The organism is Spirosoma oryzae (assembly GCF_003002825.1).
In the GTDB taxonomy this organism is placed as follows: Bacteria; Bacteroidota; Bacteroidia; order Cytophagales; family Spirosomataceae; genus Spirosoma; species Spirosoma oryzae.
This window is the reverse complement of record NZ_PVTE01000018.1, coordinates 19281-41133: the sequence shown is the minus strand read 5'-3', so window position 1 is coordinate 41133 and position 21853 is coordinate 19281. Positions and strand designations below refer to the sequence as shown.

General features: G+C 53.5%; 21 protein-coding genes. 13 read left to right on the top strand and 8 right to left on the bottom strand.

All coding sequences use genetic code 11. The annotated features are described in order from the left end of the window. Positions 1 to 432: 432 nt before the first annotated feature. Together CLV58_RS19235 and CLV58_RS19230 are read right to left on the bottom strand one after the other, a co-directional pair. On the bottom strand, positions 433 to 1146 hold the full coding sequence (locus CLV58_RS19235) for a LytR/AlgR family response regulator transcription factor (protein ID WP_106139454.1): 714 nt from the start codon (positions 1144 to 1146) through the stop codon (positions 433 to 435). After that, positions 1143 to 2213 (bottom strand): sensor histidine kinase, encoded by a 1071-nt coding sequence (locus CLV58_RS19230; RefSeq protein WP_106139453.1) that lies wholly within the window; start codon positions 2211 to 2213, stop codon positions 1143 to 1145. Before CLV58_RS19230 ends, CLV58_RS19235 begins: the two co-directional genes overlap by 4 nt. Positions 2214 to 2578: 365 nt before the next feature. Between CLV58_RS19230 and CLV58_RS19225 the strand changes: the two genes are divergently transcribed. Further along, a complete protein-coding gene (locus CLV58_RS19225) occupies positions 2579 to 4348 on the top strand; it encodes a hypothetical protein (protein ID WP_106139452.1) in 1770 nt (589 codons plus the stop codon). Positions 4349 to 4497: 149 nt separating this feature from the next. Here CLV58_RS19225 and arr read toward each other — a convergent pair whose 3' ends face one another. The 3 genes from arr to CLV58_RS19210 all read right to left on the bottom strand — a co-directional run bounded on the left by arr (position 4498) and on the right by CLV58_RS19210 (position 9540). Further along, positions 4498 to 4923 carry an NAD(+)--rifampin ADP-ribosyltransferase gene (gene arr, locus CLV58_RS19220; protein ID WP_106139451.1) on the bottom strand — a complete coding sequence of 142 codons (426 nt, stop codon included), beginning with the start codon at positions 4921 to 4923 and terminating at the stop codon, positions 4498 to 4500. A gap of 96 nt (positions 4924 to 5019) precedes the next feature. Next, entirely contained in the window at positions 5020 to 6321 is a 1302-nt protein-coding gene (locus CLV58_RS19215; protein ID WP_106139450.1) for an amidohydrolase family protein, read from the bottom strand. A gap of 126 nt (positions 6322 to 6447) precedes the next feature. Further along, on the bottom strand, positions 6448 to 9540 hold the full coding sequence (locus CLV58_RS19210; RefSeq protein ID WP_106139449.1) for an amidohydrolase family protein: 3093 nt from the start codon (positions 9538 to 9540) through the stop codon (positions 6448 to 6450). A gap of 226 nt (positions 9541 to 9766) precedes the next feature. Here CLV58_RS19210 and CLV58_RS19205 point away from each other — a divergent pair, with 226 nt between their 5' ends. After that, the gene (locus CLV58_RS19205; RefSeq protein ID WP_106139448.1) at positions 9767 to 10501 is read left to right on the top strand and encodes a hypothetical protein; all 735 of its coding nucleotides are present in this window, start codon (positions 9767 to 9769) and stop codon (positions 10499 to 10501) included. A 23-nt stretch (positions 10502 to 10524) separates the two neighbouring features. On the opposite strand, the gene CLV58_RS19200 is transcribed toward CLV58_RS19205, so the two are convergent. From CLV58_RS19200 to CLV58_RS28445, 3 genes are read right to left on the bottom strand one after another with little or no spacing between them, the layout of a single operon-like run. After that, a complete protein-coding gene (locus CLV58_RS19200; RefSeq protein WP_106139447.1) occupies positions 10525 to 10800 on the bottom strand; it encodes a SemiSWEET family sugar transporter in 276 nt (91 codons plus the stop codon). 10 nt (positions 10801 to 10810) lie between these two features. After that, positions 10811 to 12307: a mannitol dehydrogenase family protein gene (locus CLV58_RS19195; RefSeq protein ID WP_106139446.1), complete on the bottom strand. Its 1497-nt coding sequence runs from the start codon at positions 12305 to 12307 to the stop codon at positions 10811 to 10813. 40 nt (positions 12308 to 12347) lie between these two features. Then, on the bottom strand, positions 12348 to 12485 hold the full coding sequence (locus CLV58_RS28445; protein WP_170108743.1) for a hypothetical protein: 138 nt from the start codon (positions 12483 to 12485) through the stop codon (positions 12348 to 12350). Positions 12486 to 12737: 252 nt separating this feature from the next. Here CLV58_RS28445 and CLV58_RS19190 point away from each other — a divergent pair, with 252 nt between their 5' ends. From CLV58_RS19190 to CLV58_RS19145, 11 genes are all read left to right on the top strand, one after another. After that, positions 12738 to 13769 (top strand): LacI family DNA-binding transcriptional regulator, encoded by a 1032-nt coding sequence (locus CLV58_RS19190; protein ID WP_106139445.1) that lies wholly within the window; start codon positions 12738 to 12740, stop codon positions 13767 to 13769. Then, positions 13762 to 14280, top strand: coding sequence for a hypothetical protein (locus CLV58_RS19185; RefSeq protein WP_106139444.1), 519 nt, complete (start codon positions 13762 to 13764; stop codon positions 14278 to 14280). The genes CLV58_RS19190 and CLV58_RS19185 overlap by 8 nt, the downstream gene beginning before the upstream one ends. A 707-nt stretch (positions 14281 to 14987) precedes the next feature. Then, on the top strand, positions 14988 to 15803 hold the full coding sequence (locus tag CLV58_RS19180; protein ID WP_146141478.1) for a hypothetical protein: 816 nt from the start codon (positions 14988 to 14990) through the stop codon (positions 15801 to 15803). A gap of 51 nt (positions 15804 to 15854) precedes the next feature. Next, complete coding sequence (locus CLV58_RS28440) at positions 15855 to 16019, top strand: hypothetical protein (protein WP_170108742.1); 165 nt, start codon at positions 15855 to 15857, stop codon at positions 16017 to 16019. Between the two features lie 102 nt (positions 16020 to 16121). Next, positions 16122 to 16484, top strand: coding sequence for a hypothetical protein (locus tag CLV58_RS19175; protein ID WP_106139442.1), 363 nt, complete (start codon positions 16122 to 16124; stop codon positions 16482 to 16484). Between the two features lie 371 nt (positions 16485 to 16855). Further along, positions 16856 to 17833 carry a tryptophan--tRNA ligase gene (gene trpS, locus CLV58_RS19170; RefSeq protein WP_106139441.1) on the top strand — a complete coding sequence of 326 codons (978 nt, stop codon included), beginning with the start codon at positions 16856 to 16858 and terminating at the stop codon, positions 17831 to 17833. A gap of 25 nt (positions 17834 to 17858) precedes the next feature. Next, positions 17859 to 18788 (top strand): sugar phosphate isomerase/epimerase family protein, encoded by a 930-nt coding sequence (locus CLV58_RS19165; protein ID WP_106139440.1) that lies wholly within the window; start codon positions 17859 to 17861, stop codon positions 18786 to 18788. 116 nt (positions 18789 to 18904) lie between these two features. Beyond that, a complete protein-coding gene (locus tag CLV58_RS19160) occupies positions 18905 to 19483 on the top strand; it encodes a phosphatase PAP2 family protein (RefSeq protein ID WP_106139439.1) in 579 nt (192 codons plus the stop codon). A gap of 71 nt (positions 19484 to 19554) precedes the next feature. Further along, positions 19555 to 20496, top strand: coding sequence for a ribose-phosphate pyrophosphokinase (locus CLV58_RS19155; RefSeq protein ID WP_106139438.1), 942 nt, complete (start codon positions 19555 to 19557; stop codon positions 20494 to 20496). A 167-nt stretch (positions 20497 to 20663) separates the two neighbouring features. Then, positions 20664 to 21233: a 50S ribosomal protein L25/general stress protein Ctc gene (locus CLV58_RS19150; RefSeq protein ID WP_106139517.1), complete on the top strand. Its 570-nt coding sequence runs from the start codon at positions 20664 to 20666 to the stop codon at positions 21231 to 21233. Positions 21234 to 21392: 159 nt separating this feature from the next. Further along, complete coding sequence (locus tag CLV58_RS19145) at positions 21393 to 21845, top strand: hypothetical protein (RefSeq protein WP_106139437.1); 453 nt, start codon at positions 21393 to 21395, stop codon at positions 21843 to 21845. Positions 21846 to 21853 lie beyond the last annotated feature (8 nt).

Genomic DNA, 21853 nt, shown 5'->3' with positions numbered 1-21853 from the left:
GGTCAGGGCATACGGCATCAAGCTGTCAAACGAATTAATGAGCCCCTGGATCAACTATCGCGTAGACAAGCCAGAAAGGGGTTTACCCTTCCACCTTAGACACTGACAAACAATTTGTTAGACTGCGCGTTGGTATCCATGCTCTGAGCCTATTTCGTATAAGGATATTTTTGCCAACAGGTTGGCTAGCGGGCCGATTGAGGAAGCGAAAGCCTTTGTGGTCAAATCCGGTCAGAAGTTTGTTGGGGTTACTCAACGCGGGTCGTTGAGCGGCCTGGTGCATGGCTTCGCACGCTCAAAAACAGCGCACGTAAGTCCGCGCCCTTCTTCGGTGGGTTGATTGCGTATAGCCAACCATTAACTGATGATCCAACGCAGTTGACCCCGCTACCCGATGTACTTCCCGAACGCCGTCTGGATGAACTAGACCGGCTACCGACTACCTTTTCGAATGACTCGATCAAAGAAAGCGTCCCGAAAGCTGCTGCCGATGGGGATTTCCTTGTCCAAGATCGTAACGTTATTATTATCGAACGCCTGTATGTGAGTGACATTCACGATGTACGATTTGCTTACCCGGATAAAGAAATCCAGCGGCAACTGACCATGAATCTTTTTAAGGTTCATGGCCGTGATAATTTTTTGTTCCGCCAGGTGAAGAATTACATAGTCCTTTAACCCTTCTATGTAGAAAATATCCTGTAGCGCTACTTTCACGTACTGACGTTCTGAACGAACGAACAGAAAGTCAGCTGTGAATTCCAGGGATGTACTCAGGCTAGCCTGTTTTAACAAGTCAGCGTATGCCAATGCTTTCTGAACCGCCAGGTTGAACCGGGCCGGCTGAATCGGCTTAACCAAATAGTCGATCGCTTCGACTTCGTAGCTGTCCAGGGCATATTCGGCATGGGCTGTAATGAAAATAATCATCGTATTTTTTCCCAGCTGGCGAGCGAATTCTAAACCGTTAAGTCCCGGCATATGAATGTCCAGAAAAATCAAATCTACAGGGTTGAGCCTTATATAATCCAGCGCTGTGGTCGCCTGGTTAAAATTGCCGACTACCTGCAATTCCGCGTGTAATTCCAGCAGTAGCATCACCCCTTTTCTAGCCAAAGGTTCGTCATCGATTATGATGCATTTCATAAGCTAATGGTCAATTTAACAGTATAACTATCCGGTTGGTCTTCAACCACCAGTTGATGCCGGTTGGGATACAGCAAGTCCAGGCGACGGTAAACAGTTTCTAAACCCAATCCTCCAGAGAAGGCAGTTTGGGTTCTATCGACCGAGTTACGGCAGGTAAACAGTAGCTCGTTCGCCGTCAGTGTAAAACTTAGGTGAACGTAGGCTCCCCAGGAAACCAGGTTATGCTTGACCGCATTTTCGACGAAGGGAATAAATAACAAGGGGGCCACTTCAACCGGTCGATCTGTTCCCTGCTGCTCTATGGTGTAATCGAATTGATCCCGTCGAATTTTCTCCAGGGCAAGATACTGATCGAGAAAAAGGATATCCGCACTCAGCAGTACCTTCTCCCGGCTGCTATCATAGAGCTGGTAGCGTAAAAAATCAGCAAGTTTACTCAGTAACTGCCTGGCCATTAGCGGATCAGTCTGCGTTAGCACCTCGGCATTGTTGAGCATATTAAACAGAAAATGGGGACTGATATTCGTTTTCAGCAAGGCTAGTTCTGTTCGCACCAGACTATTTTCAAGTTGCGCTAGTCGATAACCATCTCGCAGCCAGCGCTGGAACAATTGCCAGGCTGCCGTAGTCGCGCTAAGCATGCTTAGAATAATTGTGTAGAATAAAAATTCGTATACTACGCCAATCGACAGGCCTGGTAAGCGATATAAGCTAAACGATGAACTGCTAACCCACCGGCAAAAAAGATGAATGCCAAAAAAGAATCCGTATCCTCCGATCAGCCCCGTGAGGTACCAACCATACTTATTTTTAAATAAAAATCGGGGAATCAGGACGTACAGATTAATCCCGATCGGTCCAGTAATTAGCAGAAAAAAACCTATTCTCTGCCACACTATAGCACGTGTCGTGTACCCTTCTGCCGGAAGACTTAATAAGAAAAATAAAGCCGATAAAAGTATTAGCAGCAGCAGGGCCCGTCGATGCCACCTGAATTTACCACTGAATGAATACAGCAGCAGTTTATTTTCCGTCGGAAGGTCTGGCATGTTCGCGTAAGTCATTCACTAGTAGAAACAGGCATCCAACGATAAATTTTCGCCGTCTCTGCCATTTTAACAGTAGACGAAGCCCAACTTTTCATCGAGACAGCGTCGTATCGGTCGTTTTGGTCTAATAAATAGGCACTTTCGTCTAAAATCGACATTCACCGCTCGCCAATCGTATACTTTTGCCCGCGCAACGTATACAAAAATAGCGCTAACAAGCGCTATAAAATCTACAGCGAATAACTCATACCAGTTGATGGATATGTGTACTGAGCAATTCGATCCGAACAGACAGTAGGTAGCAATTGCATTGATTTATTCACATCGCCCCCCTTCGGTGGCTTATATTGACGATGCTAATGACACGATTAGGTTTACTTATGGCCCTGTTACTGACAAGCCGTCTGGGCTGGACCTACAACTACAATGAGCATAAGGCAATCGGTAATGCCGCCATGAGCGAGGTAGTAAACCGAATGATGGGTAAAGGCTATTTTGTCGACTCACTAACGGCTGCTCAGTTTCTGGCTACCCAGCTTCACTTACGTTATGACGCCCAACATCAGGAATGGCTTTTCGAGGAGCTGTCGGTTTCCCCCAATACCATCAGTTACGGGGACTTGAATGGGCTGTCAGGCGATCACGAGAGTAATCCGCTGGAAATGAGCGAACAGTTAAGCTACAACAATTCGGTACTGAACCGAATCGTTCAGCTTCAAATCCAGTACGGCCAGCAGTTTTTATCCGGTGCACCCGATAAACAGCTACTCAATACCGATTTTCAGTATGGCCTACTGGCACTGACTAACTTTAACCATTTCTACGCATACGGCAAATCCCTGACCTGGCACCTGCAAACCGTTGACCGACAGGACATTGTTGATCTGCTAAACCCGGAAAATACGGAACGCGTATTCAGTGCGCTGAAGAAGCAAAATTCCATTCGCATGTACGTAACGCTGCATGCAGTGGCCATTCAGCTGGCTCAACAGGCTGGTCAGTTCGCCCACCAGCAGCAGGCGGATAAAGCCCGGCTTTATCTGTTTTACGCGGTGCTTTATAATGCTTTTGCGGACCATTTCGTGGAGGATATGTGTGCCGCCGGCCATATGGTTGTCAAACGCTCGCTGGCAGGTGGTATCACCAATAACAAGGCGCTACACGACTTCTACAACCGGATTGGCTTACAGGTTGTCAATTTGCAGGGGACGACCTGGAAGACCAACGGCGATGGGTTTCTTAACATTCCTGAAAACAAATGGCAGACGGCCCGCTCGTTCGCTCTGCTCACGAAAGTACCGGTAACGGTTAAATACCAGCGAGCCATTGAGGTGGTCAGCCAGTCACTTTTCGAAGTAATGGACGCTTACTTTGACGCTACCCGAACTGGAAGCGCCACCTTTTTACAAACCATACCAGACAGCCCTAAGCGGCATCAGGCCGATCAGCGGGAAACCTTTTATATCACCCATTTTGGCGCTCTGTCATTGGTTCCCCTTCCGCTGGATAGCGACATTGCCCGCTATTTCCCCACCGATATCCGGAAGAAAGAACTAATCCAGCTGAACCGTATTCCTTACTACCGTAACTACGCCCGCAGCCGGGTGGCCAATAGCCTGATCGTGGGCTTTGGTCAAGTGCGCGACATCAACAATACCGACGATTTTTTGCCCTACGGCGTGTTCGACACACGAATCATTATCGGTTCGAAGCACTACAATTACCACGATAGAGCCCGTAAACGCGGAACCTTCGACACCTGGCGGGGTTTGACGGCGGCCTTCGCCTATGGGCAACCGTTATACACGCTGATACCGGAGACTACCGAACGACCTCAGCCTTTCTATCAAATCAAGGGCGGAGTCAATCTGACGGGTGATCTGTGGCTCACTCGAAACACGTATGTCGGCCTTCATTCCTACCTGGAGAGTGGGCTATTTCTGCAAAATGGAAAACCGCACTGGCTGGTCAGCCCCTCCGTTGGGATTCAATTTCTGCCGTTCGTTGGCACCTGGGCGGGTACCTTGCCTAAAATAGCCTCAAAGATTGTGCAATTGATCGTTTCCCAGAAATGGATTGCCTCCTATCAACTGATCAGTGGACGTCCTTCCCAGCTAGTCATTCAATCCGAATTTGACATTAGTCTTTGATCGATTTGAGTAGCGACGCAACCCTTTGCGTCTCAGCACGCGCCAGCCCTCGACAGCCTATATGGAATTCAGCGGGGAGACGCGAAGGATCGCCGGTCCGCGCTACGGTAACGACCACCGCGTGGCCGTCGGTGCGGTCTCTACCGCTGTCAATTAATAATCTTTGCTTCCGGGTCTGCGTTGATCGCGGCTAGTCGGTCGCGCCATTGCTGACGCTGTTCCGGTGTCAGCCGTGTCCAGTCTGTTACTTCACCGATGATTTTCACCGGTGCCTGACTGCGGTAGGACCGTGTAGGATTACCCGGAAACTTCTTGTCGGTAACGTTCGGATCATTTTCGAAGGGGCCCGTCGGTTCAACGATGTATACGCGCTCGTCACCGTCACCATTAGCCAGCGCAGCGGCAAGCCCTGCCCCATCGACCAGCGCGGTGAAATAAATGTGGTTCATGATGATTTCCGGTCTGTAATTCGACCGAAATCCGGCCGTCAGGAAATCACCGACCGACAGGGCTGCTTTCGTGCCGTGGTAAAACGGGCCACTATCCAGTATACTTGGTTCGTCCGATTTGGCCATCGTATTTGTCAGTTTTTACGGGTATTCGCTGTCAACGGGCGCTACGCCAAAAACGAAAAAGCCGGGCAGCAGTTGTGCAGCCCGGCTTTCTTCGCGTTACTTCGTGTACTTCTCCTTGTACATTCTATACAGGCGCTTGTGCCGGTCGTCGAGATTGACTTTGCGCCCCTGCATGAATACGTGCTCGACCACATTGGTGCGCATGTCAAGCGCATCGCCCGACGAAACGAACAGGGTTGCGTGTTTGCCTTTTTCCAGCGTACCAACCAGACCGTCGATACCCAGGATTTTCGCGTTGTTGGCCGTAATCATCTTCAACGCTTCTTCGTGATCGGCAACGCCGAATCCGGCCGCCGTACCCGCCTGAAACGCCAGGTTACGGGTCCGCCACCACTCGTCGGCATAGCTCAGTCCGACCAGCACACCCGCTTTTTGCAGGATACCCGGCAGGCGGTACGGCAGGTCGACGGCTTCGTCTTCCCGGTTGGGCAGGCGGTGCAGTGCCCCCAGAATAACCGGCACGTTGTTTTCTTTCAGGAAACTGGCCACGCGGTGACTTTCTTCGCCCCCGACAATCACGACCTTCGCCACGCCCATCGCTTTAGCCCATTGAACAGCCTCAACAATGTCTTTGGCGTAATCAGCCCGGACGTACAGGTTCTGCATCCCCGTAAACAAGCCCTTCATTGCTTCCAGCCGGAGGTTCATCGGCGACGGGTTCGATACGGCCGCGTAGGCTTTCGCGTCGCCGAAGGTCGCGCGCAGTGCACTGATGGCTTCGTCGCGTTTGTCGTTTTTCTTCACGACGCGGGTGAAGTTCTCCAGATCGAAATCGCTGGCGTAATAGCCCGGCCAGTTAAGCCATAGGCCGTCGTCTTTTTTCAGCACGGCATCTTCCCAGTTCCAGCCGTCGGTCATCATGACGCTCGAACTACCCGATATGGCCCCGCCCTGCGGCATGGCCTGTGTCAGCAGTACACCGTTGTTACGGATCGTCGGGATGATTTCGGAGTCGGTATTGTAGGCGATCAGCGCGCGGACGTTGGGGTTCAGCACGCCCACTTCCTGCTTGTCGACCGTGGCCCGAACGGCCTCGATCTCTTCCAGCCCCACCGTCGATGCGGGGGAAATCAGGCCGGGATAAATGTGCTTGCCGCTTACGTCGATGACTTCAGTACCATTGGCCAGATTGAGTTTCACCAGCGTTCCGTCGACCACATTGGTGATAACGCCCTTGTCGAACAGGACGATGGCGTTCTGAATTACCTGTCCGTTACCCAGGTGGGCCGTTCCACCCATCAGGGCAATGACGTGGTCCTGCTGTTTCGCCGGTGCAGGGTTCTGGGCTACGCTCGTAAGCGACGCCAGGCAGAGTATGGAAATAAATAGTCGTTTCATTATCGGTTTACGGTTTACGGTATTCGGTTTACGGTTTACAGCTTTCGGTGGTGTAGACCATCGCCCTCTATTACAATTGGACAACCGGCAGTAGCCACCGAAAACCGTAAATCGAAAACTGAAAACCTATTTTTCTTCCCCTTCTGCCATAACGCCTTCGATGTCTTCGCAATGCCACATCCGCATCCGGCGGAAAGTTGGGCGGACGGTCGGTGCGCCACCGGCTTTAGCCGCCAGGTTTTTCTGGATTAACCGGGCGCGTTCGGCCAGCATCGCTTCCCGTTTGGCATCTTCATCTTTCAGGCTGAAGTAAACCGCTCCGTCGATGATCGTGTAGTCGGGCCGGGCGTAGATCGACAGCGGATGGGCGTTCCAGACAACCAGATCAGCGTCCTTACCCGCCTTGATACTCCCCAGTCGATTGTCGAGGTGCAGCAGTTTAGCCGGGTTCAGCGTCACCATTTTCCAGGCATCCTCTTCGTTGACACCGCCGTATTCGACGGCTTTAGCCGCTTCCTGGTTCAGACGACGGGCCATTTCGGCATCATCGGAGTTGATCGACACCGTTACCCCCTGACTCTTCATCAGAGCCGCATTGTACGGGATAGCGTCATGTACCTCCATCTTATAGGCCCACCAGTCGGCAAACGACGAGCCACCCGCCCCGTGCTTCGCCATCTTGTCGGCCACCTTGTAGCCTTCCAGAATATGCGTAAACGTGTTGACTTTAAAACCCAGCGAATCGGCCACTTTCATCAGCATGTTGATCTCCGACTGTACGTACGAGTGACAGGTGATAAAGCGTTTCTTCGCCAGAATTTCGGCCAGCGCGTCGAGTTCGATGTCCCGGCGGGGGGCGGTGGCTTTCGCTTTATCCTTCGCACTCAGCTTGTTGTACGTATCCCAGCCTTTAGCGTATTCTTTGGCGCGCATGAAATGGTCCATGTACACCTGCTCGACGCCCATCCGGGTTTGCGGAAAGCGTATCCGGGCCGCATCGCCCCAGTTCGACTGCTTCACATTTTCACCCAACGCGAACTTGATGAACCCGTCGGCACCTTTGATGAGCATGGCGTCGGGCGCTTCCCCCCATTTCAGCTTGACGATGGCCGACTGACCACCGATGGCGTTGGCCGAGCCGTGGAGCAGCTGCGACGTCGTGACGCCCCCGGCCAGTTGCCGGTAGATGTTGACGTCTTCCGAATTGACCACGTCGGCCATGCGGACTTCTGCCGTGCTCGACTGCGACCCTTCGTTGACCGATAGCAAGGCGATGTGCGAGTGCTCATCGATGATACCGTTGGTCAGGTGCTTACCCGTACCATCGATGACGCGGGCTCCGGCGGGGGCAGTCAGCCCCTTACCGACCTGCGCAATCTTACCGTTGGTGACCAGCACGTCGGCGTTTTGCAGAACGCCGTTTCCACGGGGGCCGTCAGTTTCGTTCGTCCAGACCGTTGCGTTGCGAATCAGCATCGTTTCAGCCTGTGGCTTTTTAGCGTTGCCCATGCCGACAAACGGATACACGACAGCCGTTGCACTAGCCGGTAGCGTAGTAGTCAGCTGTCCCTGCGTAGCCGTAGCTGACGTGGCTGTGCTGCTGGTAGCCGTGGTCGAAACGGGTGCCGGAGCATCACCCGTGCGGGTGGCCGTCCAGCTTACCTGTTTGCCGTCCGGGGTTTCACCGTCGCCTTTGATGGTGTTACCGGTGCGGTATCCCGTCAGGCGGGTCGTGCCGGGCTTTTTCTTATCCAGCTGTACCTGAATGGTGACGAAATCGCCGTTGACGGCCACTTTGGGCGACAGTTTCGTCGTATCGGCCATCAGTTGAAACTCCGGCTTTTCGGCCGACTTTCCGTTAATCGTCAGTTTCATCGGCGGCTGATTACCGACCGTCAGATTCCAGATACCACGCGGGTCCTGCACAACCTGCTGACCGACGATGTACTGCTTACCCCGAATCCAGTTTTCGTAGATCACATTGTCGGGCGAGAACAGGTTGCCGGAGGTGATGATGAAATTGGCGAGACTTCCTTTTTTCAGCGTACCAACTAGGTCGCCGGCGTTGATGAGTCGGGCCGGCACGGTCGTCAGAGCCGCCAGCGCCTGCTCTTCTGTCAGGCCGTTTTCGATGGCTTTGCGCAGGTTGGCCCAGAATTCAGTCTTGTTCCGCAGACCAGCCGTGGTGATGGCAAACGGGATGTTGGCAGCCGCCAGTTTACCCGCATTCATCGGTGCCATTTCCCAGTGTTTCAGCTCGGCGACCGACACGTTGTCGGCATCCCAGGGGTCTTCCACGTCGTACGGTTGCGGGAAGTTGACCGGTACGATCAGCGTCGCGCCCGTCGCTTTGATTTCGTCGATACGCTGGTAATCATCACCACCGCTACGAATGATATACTGCTTGTTGAATTCATCGCCGATTTTATCGGCCCGCAGCACGCCGAGTTTGTCGGTCACGTCGAAGATGACGGGCAGGTTCTGGTTGCGGTTCAGAGCCGCCAGCGACAGGTTTTCCTGTTGATTGCTGCCCCCCCGCTTATACCAGTCGGCGTCGTAGAGTGCCTGCCGGATCAGGGCCACCGCTCCCATCATCGAGTTCGGATAGGTCTGATTCGACGTGCCCCGGTTGAACGAGTAGTGCATGGTCGCGTTGGGCTTCAGCACGACCATGTTCTCCCGGTCGTCGGCCAGGGTCACCAGCGTCCCCGTTCCCCGGATAATGCCGTCGTGCGGATGCGTCAGCGCGGCACCGTAGCCCAGTTTGCGCAGTTCATCGGCTTTGGTCGAGCTGCCCGTGAAGAGCAGACTGGCATCGTTCTCCGGCTGTACGGCCTGATTCCAGTAGTACGCGCCTTTCTTGTTCGATTCGAGTTGTGGGTTACCACGCCCACCGCCGGGTTGCCGCTTTACCTCGGGCATACCGTAGTCGGAATCGAGTTCGACCAGTGCCGGGTAAATGCGCTTGCCTTTCAGATCAGTCGCGACAACGCCGGTGGGCAGTTTAACGTCGCTACCAATGGCTTCGATACGGCCGTCGCGGACGAGCAGGGTCGCATTTTGCAGGGTAGTTTTCGGGTCGACGACGATGGTAGCGTTGGTAAAGGCGTAGAGCCCCATCCGCTGGTCGTGCACCCCATTCTGAGGGAAGGTTGTCTGGGCGAAGGCTCCCGAAGCGAACGCAATCGCAAACAGTCCCGAAAGGACATGTTTTCTCATAGAATACGGTTGATGATTGGGTTTTAACAGGCAAAAATAACAAAACACTGCCTGTCGTATCGCGCAACAACCAAATAAAATTTCGTATACCTACGTAGTAACCGTACAGAAACTACTCACTTCCTGTACTATCTTTAAGCATGGTAGACCAGTGCCGTATCGACTCGTTACAAAGCGTCGGCTGCGTTGTCACCGTATTCTACTATCACGCCATTACGAATTAACCATGCACTTCCTGTTACTCATCGTCAGTCTATTTATCGGTTGTAAGGTGTTCTCGCAGCCAACCAGCATGACCCAGACAACCCGGGATCGGATCAATTTTAGCGGGCTAACGATCCCGCAGTCGGGCGTACTATATGGCCTGTCCGGCGACGCGGGGCAACTGCTTGGCACTGCTTACCTAGACTCCACCTGGCAGGCTGGCACAGTCACCTTCTACACGAAATTGATATCCGGCACAGACTCGCTCACCGGCGTGCCGGTCCGCTACGACCTGAAAGCAGAGAATCTGGAAATTCGGGCCAAACCGGGCGACGTACGAGTTGCGAAAGGATCGACGGTACGGCAGTTCCGGGTAAATAATTTGCTGGGCGGCACCAGCCATTACATCAACGTGCACGAATTTGGGAGCGACGCAGCCAAACTGACGGGTTTTGTCGAGCAGGTTGTATCGGGACAACTAACGCTGCTGTGTTACCCCAGCGTGTACCTGAAACGAGCCAATTACAACGCTGCGCTCAGTACTGGTTCGAAAGACGATGTACTCATCCCGCGCACCGACTGGTACGTAGCTCAGAATGGACATATGAGTCGGTTATCACTTACCCGCAAAGCCATTCTCGCACTGATGGCTGACAAAAAGGATGAGATCGACCGTTTTATCAGTACTGCTGACCCGGACTTGAAAACCCGCGCCGGACTCATATCCGTCTTTTCACACTACAATGCACTTCACTGATCGGCCCTCACTTCGCCGATTATCTACGACTCAGCAGTGGCTTCTTCTTTGGCGCTGAGTTTCATGATCAGAATGACCAGGCTCAGCAGGCCGGTTACGCCATTGGCCAGCATAACCGGATAGTCGCGCCGGTCGTAGGCATAGAGCAGCCACAACGCACTACCGATCACGATCATCGTGTAGGTGGGCGTTGAGAGACTGCGGGTCGATTTTGTCTGGATGATTTTATACGCTTGTGGCACGTACGCTCCGGTTGTAAAGACCGTGGCGACAAGGCCCAGTATATCAAGCCATTGCATAGGCAGTGGATTAAGCCGCTTCGTTTGTCTGGAGAATACAGCGGGTTTGTTTCAACGAAAAGATGAGACCATAGTGGGCAATCTGCGACCGGTACGAACGGTACTGCGCCAGGAAAGCCGGGTAAGCCCGCAAATCAGCCGCAGCAAAGGGCGTGGTCGTCAGCAGGCAGGTACTATCCTGATGGCGAATGTTGGCCCAGTCGGCACCGCTCAGGTGTGGCTCCACAACCGTATATTTTTTCCCTTTGTCGTCAACACCCGCCTGTAGGTAATGTCCGTAGGCAGCCAGGCCAAAGGCCAGACAGGCAGTATCGCGCCCGTACTGAAGGTGGTCGAGCAGGGTCGGTAGCACGAATACCGGCCACTTGGATGCACCATCGCCACACAGGCGGGCCAGTTGATCGCCCACCGCTTCATTCGAGAACCGGATCATCAGTTGGTCGATGTAGTCGTCCAGATCGATAACCTGCGCTTCGGCTGTCAGCGAGCGCGCTGTCTGTTGAAGAAACCGGTACAGGTAGGTGCGGAACAGATCGTCCTGCATCACCTCATGCACTGTGCGGAAGCCGGCCAGAAAAGCGGGGTACGCCAGCATGCTGTGAGCCGCGTTCAGCAGCCGGAGCTTGACGGTCTCGTAGGGCGTTACATCGTCGACGAATAACACGCCCGCCTGCTCCCATGCGGGCCGACCAGCCGCAAACTCGTCTTCGATAATCCATTGCGTAAACTCCTCGCAATACACGGGCAGCGCATCATCGATACCACTTTGCGCGTTCAGTCGCTGCCGGTCAGCACGGTGGGTAGCGGGCGTGATGCGATCGACCATCGCGTTCGGGAAGCTGACATGCTGCGTTATCCAGTCGGCCAATGCTGCGTCGCGGGCCGTTGCAAAGGCCAGGAAAGCCGTGCGGGCGGCATCGCCATTGTGTTGCAGGTTATCGCACGACAGAATCGTGACGGGTCCGCTACCGCGCTGCTTCCGGCGGGCCAGCGCTTCGATCACGTAGCCGAACGCCGTTTTCGGTTCCGTCGGATGGTGCAGATCGTGCTGTACGTCGGCATCATCCAGCTGAAACGAGCGATTCGCATCGAGTTTGTAGCCGCCTTCGGTAATCGTCAGCGAAATGATTTTGATTGCCGGATCGGCCAGGGCTTCCAGTGCAGCTTCGGGGTCATCCTGAGCCGCGATATAGTCGACAATCGAGCCGATAACGGCCACGCTGGCATCACCGTCGGCGCTGAATTCCGTCAGGGTATACAGGTTGTCCTGCTGGGCAAACTGTGCCGCCGTAGCGGGTCCAGAGCCGGTTATGCTGATACCCCGAATGCCCCAGTTGGCGTCGGGTCGTTGGTTCAATAGCTGATGGGTGTAGTACGCCTGGTGGGCCCGGTGAAAATTACCGACGCCAATATGCGCGATGCCGGCAGTCAACGTACTGGGGTCGTAAGCGGGCAGCTCGACCGTCGGCGAGTCGGCCGTCAGTGTATCCTGAATGGTTGTAAGCATATCCGTATAGGTTGGTTATAGAAACGCCTGTTGGCGATAGTTAGTAGTTGGTGAAGAAGTTACTGCCGAAGGGCGTTGCGCTCCGGCTCAACGATTCAAATACAGGTTGGTAACGGTCGATAAACCGGTGCAAACCCGTTACCGGTCTCTGTTCTGCGGGGGTGTGAATGCCTTCCATACGCTTGTGTTTTTGTCTTACCAGTTAGCTAGGTCTCGCGAAGTAGCTTCCTAACTTAACAAAAGCGTACGAAAAATGGTTTAATCGTTTAAACAAACTCACTGTACACCAGACAGTAGATTAGACTTACCTTGTGCGTTTTAGGTAACAGAAAGCGGATTATAAGCAGAACAACAGGTATCCGACGGTGTTTTTCCCGTTTAAAAAGTTAATCGATTAATTGAGTTAGTGGCTGATAATCACGCACCCACCATGTCTAAAAAGCCTTCTCTGAAAGACATTGCCCAGCGCCTTGGCGTATCGACTGCCCTGGTGTCGTACGTACTGAACAACAAGAAAGAGAACCGCATCGGAAAAGAAATTGCGACCCGAATCCGGCAGGTCGCCAGCGAACTGAATTACCAGCCAAACCGGATGGCGCAGGGTCTGAAAACGAACCGGACGCGAACACTGGGGCTGATCGTCGCCGATATTGCCAACCCGTTCTCGGCCGCATTGGCGCGGGCGGTGGAGGACGAAGCCGAGCAGCAGGGCTACACCGTTATTTTCGGTAGCTCGGACGAGAATCCAGCCAAGTGCAGCCAACTGATCGATACGTTGCTGAACCGGCAGGTCGACGGTTTACTGATTGCGCCACCGGCCGGTATGGAAGCCAAACTGACGGCGCTCCAGCAGCAGCGTACGCCCTTCGTTCTCCTCGACCGCTACTACCCCAGCCTGCACACCAGCTACGTTGCGCTGAACAATTACCAGGCGATGTACCACGCTGTCGAGCATCTGCTTTCGTCGGGCTACCACCGGATCGGACTGGTTACGTTTGATACGACGCTGTTTCACATGGCCGAGCGCGGACGTGGCTACCTGACGGCGTTGCGCGACCATGAACTACCTACCCGCAAAAGCTGGCTGAAAGCCGTCGACCCCTGTAACGCAGCGATCGAGACAGCAAAGGCCATCCGCGAGCTGACAACGGGTGCGCATCCGGTCGATGCGGTCGTCTTCGCGTCGAACATGCTGACGCTGGCGGGCCTGCAACAGCTCATCCGGCTGCACGTCCGGGTACCCGATGAACTAGCCGTAGTGGGTTTCGACGAGACCGACGCCTATGGCCTATTCTATGCCCCCCCTACCTACATTCAGCAACCCGTCTCGGAGATGAGTCAACAGGCAACCCGCATCCTGCTGGACATGCTGGATGCACCCGACCGAATCATGCAGGTTAACCTACCCGCCAACCTGATCGTACAGGTCTCTTCGCTTCCGCAATCGGCTGTGCATGGGTAGCGGGACACACGTAAACAATACCGTTCGGGCCGACCAGCAATTTTCAGACTTATCAGTCAATTTAAAACAATGGGATAAACGCCCGGTTGTGTCTTACCATTTCTCTCAGGAATGTAAGTCGTTAGTTGACATGATCATGATACAGTCAAGATTTATAGCAGATATAATAGACTTACTACTTGATGGTGATGAGGAAGGAACAGCACTACGGAATCAAATTCCGTTTTCAACTGACTCAGACTATGAGTATACTGGTGCTGAACTTTTTGTTGGCTTCCTTTATGACAAAGCAATATATCAATTCAAATTGACGAGTAGTACCATTCTCACTGATGGTGTTGAGATTAAATCGAGTGAACTAGAAGGTAGTGCGAGTACTATTTTATTTGTCAGTGAAGGACTGATTAGCTCGTTGGAAATTTTTGCGTACGATGGTAAATATCCAGAGAAGGAATTGACCAATTATGTGTTAACTCAAACCTGGGTGGGTTCTCGCCAGGTAAACAGATAATTTGCTCTCATTTATGCAGTAGTGAGCGTGGCCCGAAAAACATTAGCAGCAACCCAGTAATACGCACGCAGGCAGTTCCAGTAATACGCACGCAGGCAGTTATTGCACTTTCATTTTTATATTTCAGGCGATTTAATAACACTTCACTGTTGTGCATCATGTGTAGATATGCTTTCAAGGTTTACAAAAATACCTACGCCTGCTTCACTTGTCGAAAGGGATTCAAACGCAGGTTAGATGAGGATATAATACCCCAACACCGGCGCGAGGGCGAGCGTGTAACGTGCCCAGATTGTGGTGGAGAGATGAAAAACTTAGGCTTAGATCTTCGATTACCCACTCGCAAAGCGGATGAAAAGTGGTTGGCTATTGAATATCTATCGATACACAATTACAACTTTTACTCTTGCGGTTGTTGGGGAATTGGGCCCGTCCCTCAAGACTTAAACGCAGCTAAGGCGCTTGTAGAAAGTCAACGATCTAAATCTGAGGGCGAACTTTTGCTGCTGAAAATAGCGCAGCGGTAGCCTTGTGTATTTAGCTAGCGGTACATCACATCCTGCTTGCTACAGCTCCGCAATAACCGGTAATTTACAGCACACGAAATAACCGTTTGACCAGTAGATAAACCGACATTCCAGTAGGAGTAGCACCATACGACGACAGATGCGTAGTTAACCGGACGTTATCCCGACTACGATATGCGTATGCCACCTACACCTGCCAATCAGACGACTCAAAAAGCCCAACGCTCCTGGATGTTTTGGTTACTTATCGGCATCATCCTGCTGCTAGGCGTTATCATGGTGACCGCACCGATATACTCCGTATGGACTCAGCCCTACCCTGATCTCAACTTCAGCACCTTCTTCGGCTCACTAGGCCTCATAATGATGTTACTGCTTACGTGGCCTTATATCGAGCATACAGCATCCATTCAGACAGGTACGGAGTCGTTTACCGCTCGGAAATATGGGCAAGAACCTTTCGAGCATCCTTACACAGCCATAACCGGACATACCGTCCGTCCTAATTTCGACCGGCAACGAAGCTGGACAGAACTGGTCGTGTACCTGCCCGATAACTGGTTTACCCTCCGGTCGGTTGATTTCGATAATTTCGATGAACTGGTCGCGCTATTTTCGGCGGTCAGTCCGGCAGTACCCTATAGGCAGGTTCTGTCGCCCGGCGAACAACGGCTGGCGCGGATCTTCCTCATCGTCGCGTTGCTGGTTGGGCTGGTGCCCGTCTGGTTTGGTTTTGCCGCGTACCAACCTGTCGACAAGCAACCGGCCCGGCTGGTTCAGCTAAGCGGCACATTGTCCAGTATTCGAAAGACAACCAACCGCAGCAGTTCGTACACCGGTTTCACGTTACGTCTTGCCGAATACCCTGACTTCACGTTTTATGCCCGACGCAAGGAATTTACGGATTCGCTCCGGACCTTACCTTACGCGCTAAACTACCCGCCCCGCCTGACGCTAACCATCCGTGCGTATGATTTCCGCACCAAAATCAGCTGACAGCAGCCGCTGACGTTTGGCGATCGATACGACGACTATCGTTCCATCCCGGTGGCGGGTATCGATTCGTCGCCGTTTTTTCACGTTCGCACGACCCGAACCATCTACAACGACTCGCATACGAAGCCCTATCTCCGACTGAGCCTGTTCTGTCTGTACGCCATCGTCATCTGGTCGTTCTGGCTGGCCGTCGACAAACAGACAATCCGACGCTGATCCCGCCCGCTTCTCCACTTATCATCACTACCGAAGGTGTCGATTTTCGGCTAAACATTCCACCGTACAGGGCGTTTATAATACAACTAACATATACACGTTATGAAAATCGCAGTTGAAGAAGGGCAGGCCAAAGCATTGCTGCCAGATGGTACACAGCAGGCAACAATCACCAGCATCGACGAGGGAAGCAGTGAGCACAAAGGCATTCCTTTTTTTGCCGTCCGCTTTGAAAACGACAACGGCTACGTGTCGCATAGATTCTATCAATCACCCGCTGGCATGCCCGCTATCGTCAGTCTGTTCGAGATGGCTGGTATCGAAGTAAAAGAAGGTAAAGAGCTGGATACGAAGCAGCTTATCGGCAAAACCATGACCATCGACGTCGGCGATCGTTCGTACAACGACCCGGAAACCGGCAACGAACGTACGCTGAAACAAGCCGTTAATTTTCTGGTCAGCTAACAAACCATACAGAGTTTCCCCTACTCCATTTTGTCATCCCGAGCCTGCGAGGGATCTTCGGAAACAGCCAATTTATTTTGCTTTTACTGAAGATCCCTCGCAGGCTCGGGATGACAAGAAACGAATGAGTTGCGCCAGCCGCAAAAAAGCCGCTCTCTAACCGGGGGCGGCTTTTTTGCGACTGGCGCACCCCACCGTATTGGCTTGTCCGGTTCAGCGGCAGTACCGATACGCATCTTTCCGTACCTTCGCGTCTGTTCCGGTGCCCGATTTTCAGCGGCTATTTCAGGGTCGACGCATCCCGTTTAGACCCCGGTAAGCCACACGCTGACGATCCGTAAAACCGTGAACCGAAAACCGACAACCGATTTATGTCCCGTATTTTAACCGGTATTCAGAGCAGCGGCCGGCCGCATCTGGGTAACATTCTGGGGGCCATCAAGCCCGCGATCGACCTCTCCAAACAGCCTGGTAATGAATCGTTTCTGTTCATCGCCGACCTGCATTCACTCACCACGATCAAAGACGGTCCGCAGCGCCGGGAGTTCATCAAAGCCGTAGCGGCCACCTGGCTGGCCTTCGGACTCGATACGGCGAAAAATACGTTCTGGCGGCAATCGCGGGTGGCCGAGCATACGGAGCTGTGCTGGTACCTGAACTGCTTCACACCCATGCCGATGCTCAACAACGCGACCTCGTTCAAGGAGAAGTCGGACAAATACGCCAATGTCAACGCGGGCCTGTTCGTCTATCCGGTGTTACAGGCAGCCGACATTCTGCTGTACGATGCCGAGATCATTCCGGTCGGCAAAGATCAGCGGCAGCACATCGAGATGACCCGCGACATCGCCGGTGCATTCAACCGCGAATACAACGCCGACATTTTTGTGCTGCCCGAAGCGCGGATCGATGAGCGCCTGATGACGATCCCCGGCCTTGACGGGCAAAAGATGAGTAAGTCGTACAACAACTACATCGACATTTTCCTGCCCGACAACGAACTCTGGAAAGTCATCAAGAAGGTTAAGTCGGATTCGACGCCGATGGAGGAGCCCAAGAACCCGGATATCGACATCACGTTCCAGCTTTATTCACTGCTGGCGACCGATGAGCAGGTTGCGACCATGCGGGCCAACTACGAAGGCGGTAACTACGGCTACGGCATGGCCAAGAAAGCATTATACGAACTAATCGTCGACAAGTTCAAAGACGAACGCGAACGGTACAATTACTACATGATTGAGAACCCCGACGCGCTGGAAGCCGAGTTGCAGGCGGGCGAAGAAAAAGCCCGGACTGTAGCCAGGGCGACTATTCAGCGTGTACGCGAGAAGCTAGGCTTCAACTAACTACTTATTCCTGACCCTTAATCCTATGCTTGATCTTGGTTTTGTATCGGCAATTCTGGCCGACAGTGATCTGAACGGTGTGCTGAAATTTGCGTCGGAGAATCGCTTTAAGTGCGTCGAAGTGATGTGCTGGCCCACCGGCAATGCCGATGCCCGGCGGTACGCAGGCGTTACGCACATCGACGTCGACAACATGGACATTGACCAGGTGCAGTCGCTGGTTCAGCAGCACGGCGTTTCTATTTCGGGGCTGGGCTACTACCCCAATCCGCTCGACCCCAATCCCGAACAGGCCGCGTTCTACCGCGAGCACATCAAAAAAATTATTCGGGCCGCAGCCAGGTTGAAGCGGTCCGACGGGTCGGTACCCGTCGTCAACACGTTTATCGGTCGAAATTCGGGCCTGACCATCGACGATAACCTGAAACTGGTTGCCGAGCACTGGCCCGCTATCATTCGCGAAGCCGAAGCCTGTAACGTAAAGATCGGCATCGAAAACTGCCCGATGTGGTTCACCAACGACGAGTGGCCCGGCGGTAAAAACCTGATGACGACACCGGCCATCTGGGACCGGGTGTTCGAGTTGCTGCCGTCTCCCCTGCTGGGCCTGAACTACGACCCCAGCCACATGATCTGGCAAATGATGGACGAGGTAAAGCCCATTTACGACTACCGCGATCGGTTGCATCACGTCCACCTGAAAGACGTCAAACTCTACCGCGACAAGCTCAACCGGGTCGGCATCATGGGCAATCCGCTGGAATACCATTCGCCCAAGCTACCGGGACTGGGCGACGTGCGCTGGCGTGACTTCTTCGCAGCCCTGACCGACGTGCGCTACCGGGGGCCGATCTGTATCGAAGTGGAAGACAAGGCCTACGAAGGCAATTCCGACGACGTACACACCGCCATCCTGACCGCGCGGAATTACCTGAGTCAATTTCTGGTCCTATGATGTTCACGGTATACTGTTTACAGTTTTCGGTTCACGGCGACTCCGTTTGGCTACGCAGGCCTTCTATACTGACAATTCATAAACCGTATACTGTAACCAGAAAACCGTAAATCACCATGATTGAAACGCTTAACGAACTGGATACCCGGCTATTTCTCTGGCTCAACAACCAAAGCGCGCCCTGGCTCGACCCGGTGATGATTCAGATAACGGAGCGCAACACCTGGTTTCCGTTTTACGCGTTGCTGATTGGCTGGCTAATCTACCAGTTCCGGCAGCAGGCGCTGGGGCTGCTACTGGCCATTGCCGGATCAGTAGCCGTCGGCGATCAGGTCGCGTCGTCGGTTCTGAAACCGATGACCCACCGCCTGCGCCCCTGCCACACACAGGCGATTCAGAAGTTCATTCACCCGGTGCTCGAATGTGGTGGACCGTACAGCTTCGTGTCGTCGCATGCGTCGACCACATTTGCGCTGGCCACGTCGCTCTGGTTGCTGCTGGGTCGTCGTTATCCGGCGTTTGGCTGGGTGTTTGCGTGGGCAGCACTGGTTTCGTACAGCCGTATCTATGTAGCCGCGCATTACCCGCTCGACGTGCTGGCGGGCACGGGTGTGGGGGTTGCTTCGGCCATGGGCATAGTGGGCATTTACCACCGCACAGCAGCCGGGCGGCAACTGGCTTCGTTCGGGCGCTGACAGAAATTTAGACAGATCACCCCCTACCGCCCGATTTTTCCGTACCTTTGCGGAAAATTTGGGCGGTATAAATGGCGGCATTCAACCCGGTTAAGATTTTTTCAGGCTCCCAGTCTACCTATCTGGCTGAGAAAATTGCACACTATTACGGTAAAGATTTAGGCGGTTACACCTGCCGGCGCTTCAGCGACGGTGAGATGTCGCCCAGCTTTGAAGAGTCGATTCGGGGATGCGACGTATTCCTGATTCAGTCGACCCCTCCCCCGACCGAAAACCTGATGGAATTGCTGCTGATGGTCGATGCAGCCCGCCGGGCATCAGCCCACTACGTAACCGTCGTTATTCCCTACTTCGGCTACGCCCGTCAGGACCGGAAAGACAAACCCCGCGTTGCTATCGCGGCCAAGCTGATTGCGAACATGCTGACAGCGGCCGGTGCCGACCGGCTGATGACCATCGACTTGCACGCCGGTCAGATTCAGGGTTTTTTCGACATTCCTGTCGATCATCTGGAAGGCACGTCGGTCTTTGTTCCGTATATCCGTAGCCTGAACCTCGACAATCTGGTGATTGCCTCGCCGGACGTGGGTGGCGCTAACCGGGCCCGGACGTTTGCCAAGCATTTCAACGCCGACATCGTTCTCTGCGACAAACACCGCAAGCGGGCCAATGAGATTGCGTCGATGCAGGTAATCGGTGACGTCGAAGGCGCGAACGTCGTCCTTGTCGATGACCTGATCGACACGGGCGGTACGATGGCAAAAGCGGCTCAGATCATTCTCGACAAAGGGGCCAAGTCGGTACGGGCGATCTGTACGCACCCGGTCATGTCGGGGAAAGCCCACGAAAACATTGCAAATTCAGTACTGGAAGAACTGGTCGTGGCCGATACGCTACCGATGAGTCAAACCAACGAGAAGATCCGCGTACTGTCGGTTGCCGAGCTATTCGCGAAAGCCATTGGCCGCATCCGTGACCACGAATCGATCAGCTCACTGTTTATACGAAATTAGTTTACGGTATTCGGTTTACAGTTTTCGGTTTACGGCCGGTCAGCAATCGTGCAACAACCGTGAACCGTATACTGTAAACCAAATACTGACTAAAGACCTGCCGGATGCCCACGTCCGGTTTATCAACCAAAGCAAACGCCGGCGGTGGGCCGTTGGCACCAATTTTTATGAAATCAATCGAGATTGTAGGGTTTCAAAGAGCGAATCTCGGCCGCACGGAATCACAAGCGATTCGGGCCGAAGGCAATGTACCATGCGTATTGTATGGTGGCGAATCGCAGGTGCATTTCTACGCACCCGCTATCCTGTTCCGGGATCTGGTGTATACCCCCAATGTATACGAAGTAAGCCTGAACATCGAAGGTACCGTGTACCGCGCTATCCTGCAGGAAACGCAGTTCCACCCGGTTAGTGAAACCCTGCTGCACGCTGACTTCCTGCTGGTTCAGGACGGTAAAGACGTGAAAGTATCGGTTCCAGTTCGTCTGGTCGGTACAGCTCCCGGCGTTCAGAAAGGTGGTAAGCTGGTAACGCGCGTTCGGAAACTGCGCGTGAAAGGCCCCATCGAGAACATCCCCGAGTACATCGATGTCGATGTATCGGCACTGGACCTGGGTAAGTCGGTTCGGGTTGGCCAAATCGCAGTAAGCGACATCACGCTGCTCGAAGATGCCTCTAACCCGGTCGCCAGCATCGAAATTCCCCGCGCACTGCGTGGTACGGTTTCGGCGAAGTAATCCCCGAAGCAACCCATTTACGGATTAGTTGGCAACCCCGCTCAGGCTTGAGCGGGGTTGTTTCGTTTTCAACTAGCAACCGCTCAGTCAATCCTACCGGGCTTTCATCAGAAAAACGGCATCCCTGCGTTCTGCAGAAAACACCTTTCTGTGTACGTTATGCTTACGAAGCGCGTCCTGTTCGGTTCACTGGCGATTCTGCTGGCTGGCTTGTCCTGCTCTCGCGAGAATCTACTGACATTACCCGCACCAGCACCCGCCATCGCCGGTACCTATGCCAGTCTGCCAGGCACCTTACCGCTTCCCATTGCGGGTGATTCGGTTACGGTAACCCTGACCAGTGTCGCCAGCGATACGGTCGATGTCACGGTACAGGCCATTCAGCGGGGGCAACCCGTTTTTGTCCTGCAATACCCCAGATTGCCGGTCGTACAGCAGGTCGAGGGGTCCGTAAAAGGGACCAACTGCATCAACTACCTGATTCGGTTGAAACCGGGGACAGATTCGAGTGTCTTTTATATGACCTGCCGCGACATTAATGTGCTGCAATACGCCCGCTTGCTGGAAAGCCCGTATTACACTGGTCAGGCGGCCCGCTTCCGGAAGTTGTAAAAGCAGGC